This window comes from Agathobaculum sp. LCP25S3_E8 (genome assembly GCF_052117165.1).
Lineage (GTDB): Bacteria > Bacillota > Clostridia > Oscillospirales > Butyricicoccaceae > Agathobaculum.
This window is the reverse complement of the sequence record NZ_JBQKJR010000097.1, coordinates 1-6,362: the sequence shown is the minus strand read 5'-3', so window position 1 is coordinate 6,362 and position 6,362 is coordinate 1. Positions and strand designations below refer to the sequence as shown.

At 48.3% G+C, this 6,362-nt stretch carries 7 protein-coding genes; 4 read left to right on the top strand and 3 right to left on the bottom strand.

Annotation, left to right across the window (positions count from 1 at the left end):
- Positions 1–65: 65 nt before the first annotated feature.
- Together ACTQ34_RS17200 and ACTQ34_RS17195 are read right to left on the bottom strand one after the other, a co-directional pair.
- Positions 66–1,991, bottom strand: a complete 1,926-nt coding sequence (locus ACTQ34_RS17200; RefSeq protein ID WP_441364835.1) for a hypothetical protein — start codon at positions 1,989–1,991, stop codon at positions 66–68.
- Positions 1,992–2,653: 662 nt separating this feature from the next.
- Entirely contained in the window at positions 2,654–3,499 is an 846-nt protein-coding gene (locus ACTQ34_RS17195; protein WP_441364834.1) for a tyrosine-type recombinase/integrase, read from the bottom strand.
- A 350-nt stretch (positions 3,500–3,849) separates the two neighbouring features.
- On the opposite strand from ACTQ34_RS17195, the gene ACTQ34_RS17190 reads away from it, so the two are divergent.
- The 3 genes from ACTQ34_RS17190 (at position 3,850) to ACTQ34_RS17180 (ending at position 5,457) form a co-directional block, all read left to right on the top strand.
- Positions 3,850–4,344, top strand: a complete 495-nt coding sequence (locus ACTQ34_RS17190; RefSeq protein ID WP_441364833.1) for a hypothetical protein — start codon at positions 3,850–3,852, stop codon at positions 4,342–4,344.
- Positions 4,341–4,574: a hypothetical protein gene (locus ACTQ34_RS17185; protein ID WP_441364832.1), complete on the top strand. Its 234-nt coding sequence runs from the start codon at positions 4,341–4,343 to the stop codon at positions 4,572–4,574. The genes ACTQ34_RS17190 and ACTQ34_RS17185 overlap by 4 nt, the downstream gene beginning before the upstream one ends.
- A 439-nt stretch (positions 4,575–5,013) precedes the next feature.
- Positions 5,014–5,457: a hypothetical protein gene (locus ACTQ34_RS17180; protein ID WP_441364831.1), complete on the top strand. Its 444-nt coding sequence runs from the start codon at positions 5,014–5,016 to the stop codon at positions 5,455–5,457.
- Between the two features lie 127 nt (positions 5,458–5,584).
- Here ACTQ34_RS17180 and ACTQ34_RS17175 read toward each other — a convergent pair whose 3' ends face one another.
- Positions 5,585–5,752, bottom strand: coding sequence for a helix-turn-helix domain-containing protein (locus ACTQ34_RS17175; RefSeq protein ID WP_441364830.1), 168 nt, complete (start codon positions 5,750–5,752; stop codon positions 5,585–5,587).
- Here ACTQ34_RS17175 and ACTQ34_RS17170 point away from each other — a divergent pair.
- A complete protein-coding gene (locus ACTQ34_RS17170; protein WP_441364836.1) occupies positions 5,681–6,277 on the top strand; it encodes a DNA/RNA non-specific endonuclease in 597 nt (198 codons plus the stop codon). The two genes, ACTQ34_RS17175 and ACTQ34_RS17170, sit on opposite strands and share 72 nt — an antisense overlap.
- Positions 6,278–6,362 lie beyond the last annotated feature (85 nt).

Genomic DNA, 6,362 nt, shown 5'->3' with positions numbered 1-6,362 from the left:
TGCCGCAGTTTTCCTGCGTTCCGCTACGCTCCACTTCGGAAAACTGCGCTGTATTACCATGCTTTTCAGATTTTGGGTGTTTCCAGACTGCACATTTCTTGACATTTCCACATTTGGCTCATATTTTTGACGCCACCGGTGTTCAGCCCGGAAAGGTCGATGGATTTGACACTGGTTGCCCATGTATCATCATAACTCCAAGTACTATCTCCTCCCCAAAAAAATCCGGAGGAATCCTCGGGCGCGGTTACACCGCCGGGACCGGCAACGTACATATCATATTTGCCTGCCTCCGTGCTGCGTACTAGATAAGCTGCTACCCGGTCACTTTCTGTTGCTCCCACATGGCACGCATACACAGCGTTTGACACATTGGTCAACTTAATGCGGTCCGGGTCAGATGCATCTTGAATGATGTCATACTGTACCGGATAATCAATGACATAAAAACTATTGATATCACTAAGACCGACCGTACCGCCGCCTTCCACCGTCACGCCTGTGAAATCCAGAAGACTGTTTTCTCCATAGCTGGCCTTGGCCTGCAGCGCCAAATTATTTCCCGGTGGAGGCGCTTCGCTGACAGAGCCAACTTCCAATTCGGCTTCTATATGTCCCCATGCCGGTTCCAAAACAACGTCACCTTCCGGCATGGTTGTGATTTCACCCGCGTTATAATGCGTGCCGGCGTTTGAGCCGCTGACCACGTTCCAGCCACCGAAGCTGCTGCCGGCATTACTCAGCCCCGTCCCATCCGGAATGGTAACAGAGGTACCGACCAGCTGCTCGATGGTCTCCGGCGCAGTGCCCGCGCCTGCGGCATTAAATGTCACGGTGCTCTTGCGACGGTCAATCACGGCGGCCGGCATATGCATCGTCAGGCCATAAACCGTTCCCTCATCAAAGATACCGGTGTGCAGACCGCCGTTGGAATGATCTTCCGGTGCAGTAATGGTGCCCGCCTGGATTACGGTTTCCTGAATGTATTTATCAGGGTTCAGTTCCACATCTATCACGAAATCAATGTCCGTCTGGCGGCAAACATGCTCCAGCTGGACGTCAATCCCTTGTCCGTCTGCCGTGGGGACGGCCGTCATGCTGATATAGGAGCTTGTCGACTCATAGTGTGCGCCGGTGATTTTGGATACCACAGTCTGTCCCTCGGCCAGATGGAGAGAAAACTTGATATTGTGATAGTGGTCATGCACCACTTCCTCCAAATCAGATGCCATTTCCGCACGGAAAATCGTCGGATCGGATTCTGCATGCGCGGCAATGATATCCGCATTCGGATCGTGTGCATCTCCATGATGTGTCGCATACCGAGTCAGCATTTCATTCGGTGTATCTGACAGCTGCCAAGTGATGAGTGCATCTTCCGCCCCGAGCGTTTGATCCAGCGTCTTGAGCTGATCTTCGATTAAACTCTCGTCTCGCTCACCAAATTGGCTGCCCAACACCCAGAATACAACCGTAGGATTGCTGTTTTGCATTTCCTGCACAGCTTTAATCGTTTGTTTGAGTGCTGCCGGCTCGTTGGCGGTACCCTCGCCGGATATGCCATGGTTGCCGATATAGCCGGACAGTCCGGATTTACCGGACAATGTGCCGCTGTCTTTCACTGTGTTCTGGTATGTAATCACACGTACTGTGGAGTTAGCGCCGTAGTCGTAGATATAGGCAGAGCCAACATCATTCAACATTGTTTCCAATTCTTTGTGAGAGTTACGCCCAGTAGTGGAAGTGTCCACCAGAAATATCAAATTCACAGGGTCGGCACCAATACCTTTCTTGTGGTACGTAATGGTAGCCGTCTCACGATTTACGTCGCCGTATTTTACATCCACCGTTGCAGTCTCTTCGGACGGATTGTTTTGCGACTGCACCGGAGCAGGGTTCGCTGCCAACGCGGTGGCTGGGAATAACCCCAGAACCATGGATGCGCTAAGCAACCAAGCCAGTGCTTTTTTTCTGATATCTGCCCTTCTCATGTCAAATATAAATTCTCCTTTCTTTCCTTCTGTGGAATTGACTTACACACCGCAAATATTTCAATGCCCAAACAACACATGGACATCCATATTTTTCTTCCGCCAGTGTGATGGTCAGGCTGTCTCATCTCTTTTCCGGTTGTGCCGGAGTCGTTTTAAGCGATGCATTCGAGCGCTCCATTAAGCGAGTACAGGCTTCCTATGATAGGAGATACAAACGTTCTTGCGCCAAATACTGCATGTTTTATTGCTGCAAACGGAAATTCTTGTTGAGAATGGACACCGCGCTTTGTGCCAGCCATTTTCGCGTCTGTAAAGACAGATGCTGCAATCAGGCAGTATCAAGCAGCCCGATTCTATGGTCTCCATCAGCGATGCGGAGCGACCAAACATAAAACCACCTCCTTCATGACAGAATCAATATTTTGTCTATATATAAGAGGTGATTTGACAGATTTTTTTGGTTTTCAAGTATTTCCCATAAATTTTTGGGTGCAAAAAAAAGAGTCGGGGGTGCGTTTTGACCCTCGACTCAGTGTTATTATGCCTAACAAAAGGAAAATCTTGCGCAAAGCAGAATTTAATGGTAAACTATACACGATTGAACTACTTTTCATTGGTTGCTGCTCAGCAAAAAGTAGAGACAAAATATTGATTCCGTCCTATATGATAAGGCCCAGTCGTTCGATCTGCCGGATATGTTCCTTCCCGGAAGCCAGCAGATAGATCCTCGTAGTTTCCACACTGGAATGACCGAGCACATCGGCAAGCAGTGCGATATCCTTGCAGATCCGATAGAAAAGCGTAGCAAACAGATGGCGCAGGTTATGGGGAAACACTTTGGAGGGCTGGACTCCTGCCGCAGTGCACAATGCCTTCATTTCTGCCCAAATCTGTTTCCGATTGATTGCATGACCGCTTCTGGTAAGAAATATCTTACCGGAAGTTATTTTTTGCCCTTTTGCATATTGCAGCAGCTTTTTGCAAAGTTTTTTGGGCAGCAGAATGACGCGGATTTTCCCTTTTAGGGCAATTTGCGTCTGCCGTTGCCGGGCTGCTTCCACTGTGATATATTGAATCTCGCTCACACGAATCCCCGTGGCGCAGATGGTTTCCATCAGCAGGGCAAGCCGTTCCTGGCCGCGCATTTTTGCCGCTGCCAGCAATCGCTCATATTCTGCCCGGCTCAGCTTCCGCTGCGTGTCTTGAAACATCTTTTTCTGAATTTTCAAAAATTTAACGCGGCATTCATCCCACCCCAAGAACTGGAACAGACCATTGAGCGCGGAAAGCATCGCGTTGATGGTAACTGGCGCATAGTGTTGTGCCACCAGGCAGGCTTTCCATGCGATTGCCTGTTCTTTTGTGACCGTTCTGCCGTTCATCCAAGTTACAAATGCGTTGGTATCGCGTACATATTTTTCGATTGTCGCTTCGCTGCGTTCCTCGGTGAGCAGGTGACGACGATAGGCGTTAATCTGTTCCGGGGTGATTTTGCGTTCGCTCATCCGATTTTCCTCCAATCCCAAAGATATGCCACTATTGTATCTCATATTTGGCGTTCTGTAAAAAACCGAATGCTCAAAAATTGCAACAATAAATATTCCTCTTTTTGTTTCATCTGCTGATTCAGGCGCAGCGAAAATGCGAGGTATGATATATCAGCACACCTGAGATCGAACGCAAAATCATTCCCCTCCCGAACGGTCAGTCGAAGGAGGAACGATAGACAATGACCGGAACTTGCTAGGCTCCTACCCTATTCAAACCACAGAAATGCTATGAAGGGGTGAGCAAAATCTGCTATGAAAACTTGAGATCGGAGGAAAAACGCCTGCTTTTCAGCAGATGGATTTTCATGAACGGAGCGGAAATATTGTTGAAAGCAATCGACGATACAATTAACAGCTATGCCAACTGTTTGACACACTATGCCCGTTGGATGGATGGAAATCATACTAACTGCAATCGTCTTCCGATTGCACATAAGCGTCATTATGACCATGAATTTATCCAGTATCTGATTGACACGAACGCCTATTCACCGGCAACCATCAAGCAGAATACAGCAGCGCTTGCGTTTGTGCACAGCTGTACGATGAATCAGGTGCACGACAACCGTCCGACCGTTCGTGCAGAAGATACCACCCATAGCCGCAGCTATACCGAAGAAAAGTACAGAACCAGTTGCAGCACCGTTTTAAGTACGGTCCTATGGCTGTGGCCCACATTATGCAGATCTGCCGCATCACCGAATTGCGCCGCGATGAAGCGGAACAGATCCGTCCGTCTAACTTTTGGTTCGATGGAAAGGTCTATCACTATCATCTGTCTGGCAATCCCAATCGTATGAAGTATCCTGATGAAAAGACGGTCTGGACCAAGGGCGGCCGCGAACGCACCATGGAGAATGGTAAATCTCGCCCTACCCGGTATCATGATAGTCAGGGTAATACATGGGATCGCGATACACTGCTGCGTGTTTCTGCATCTCTGGGTCATAATCGTTCGGAGGTTGTTGTGCGTCATTACCTGTGGCGTCTGCGTCAGGCAAACGAGCGTGAAGAAAATCAGGCAGTCTAATTGACAGAAAAGCTGCATGGCATTTGTCCATGCAGCTTTCTTCATTCTCCGCCATATTCCTCCAAAACCGAGCAGAATGTTAGGAACAGACTTGCCGAACGATAGAGCATTGGTTTAAAATGGAAAGAGGATAATTTCTTACAGATATGCCAAGGGCAAAGTGCGATATGGAAGAATACCATCCTATGATCCAAACGGAGGACACACCATGGAAGAATTGCTTGATTCGCGTGACCCAAAACACATACAGCAGCAAAACAGCTGTGATACGGATTTGATAAAAATAGCTGACGGCATTCTTTTTGACACCTGAGCCAATATTTGGGACAAGCCGGTTATCCGCATTCCAATCTCGCAGCTCTCCACCTTAGGGGCCGGTGTTGCTTCTCTTGTTCCTGCATTCAGAACGGTGACTCGGCTTTCGCTTTATATTTTTTCAATGGCATCGTTTATTGAGGTCATGCTCAGCGGCGATTTTAAGGAGGAAAACATCCGCTTTGCCAAAGACGAAATCGAAAAAATGGCTGCAACATATAGAGATATCTTTACGCAGTGTTCTGTCTATTTGGAAAAGCTAAGTGACGCCTCTCTGGAAACAAATCTTCTCAAGGGCATCGGATGCGCCAGCAAAGCGGTTGGTAAAGTCATCGAGAATATACCGATTGTCAAGGAAGGTTCTGTGGATGAATTTCTGCAAGACAGCGGAAAGCAAATGAAACAGAATGCTGTGCAAATCGAGCGGAAAGTCGTAGAAGCCTTTGCCGCAATCGGCAATCCCGGTGTCCATGTTTTCTCGGAAAAGCTGAATGATATGATGCAGATCTACGGACATACCAGTGAAATCTATTTTGATAAGCAGGACATTTACCTCGTCACGCAGTAACGAATCGTGCTGCCTTTGTACGGCAACCCAAGAGATTGAAAATCTGTTTATCTACTACAAAACGGCTAGGATAAAGCGAACACCCCGCAGTTGGAGAGTTCTCCGATTGCGAGGTGTTTTTTACATATTAGACCGAATCCGGCGGTTCGGTATTTTCCGGAGCCTGATACTCCAATAGATCCGAAACGCTGCAATCCAGAACATAACAGCATTTTGCTAAAAAATCGAGGTCGGCCAAGGACACATTCTGCCCCTTATAATACCGATCGATCACATCATATATAATCGTTGTCATTTAATTGGCTATCAGCTGACTGCCGAAAATGAAAATGAGCGCGATCTGATCACCAGCACGCGGTATCTGAATATCGAGGGGATGCTGCCGTTTGAGAATCAGGTAGCCAATTATGTGCAGCAGGCTGGCAACCATTTGCTCTATCGAGTGACACCGGTTTTCGAGGGAGATAATCTGCTGGCAAGCAGTGTTCTCATGGAGGGCTATTCGGTTGAGGACAGCGGTACAGGAATTTGCTTTTGTGTCTATGCCTTCAACGTCCAACCCGGCGTGCAGATCGACTATGCCACCGGAGAGAGCGCATTGGCAGATGCAACCCCTCCTGAGCCGACCAAGCAAGTATCGCCCGAGGAGGAGCCAAGCTATGTACTCCATCACAACACGCGCAAATTCCATCGTCCGAGCTGCTCCAGTGTGGAGGATATCAAGCCATCCAACCAGGAGGACTACTCCGGTTCGCGGGAAGTCTTGATCGAGCAGGGATATATGCCGTGCAAACGAAGGTCTGTCCCAAATTTTGTGTAAACACTGCCGGGCAGTGCAAAATAGAGCCAAAATAATTTAAGGCGGGAGCGGCGCCAGCTGCTGATGCCTTGTCTACAAAATAACA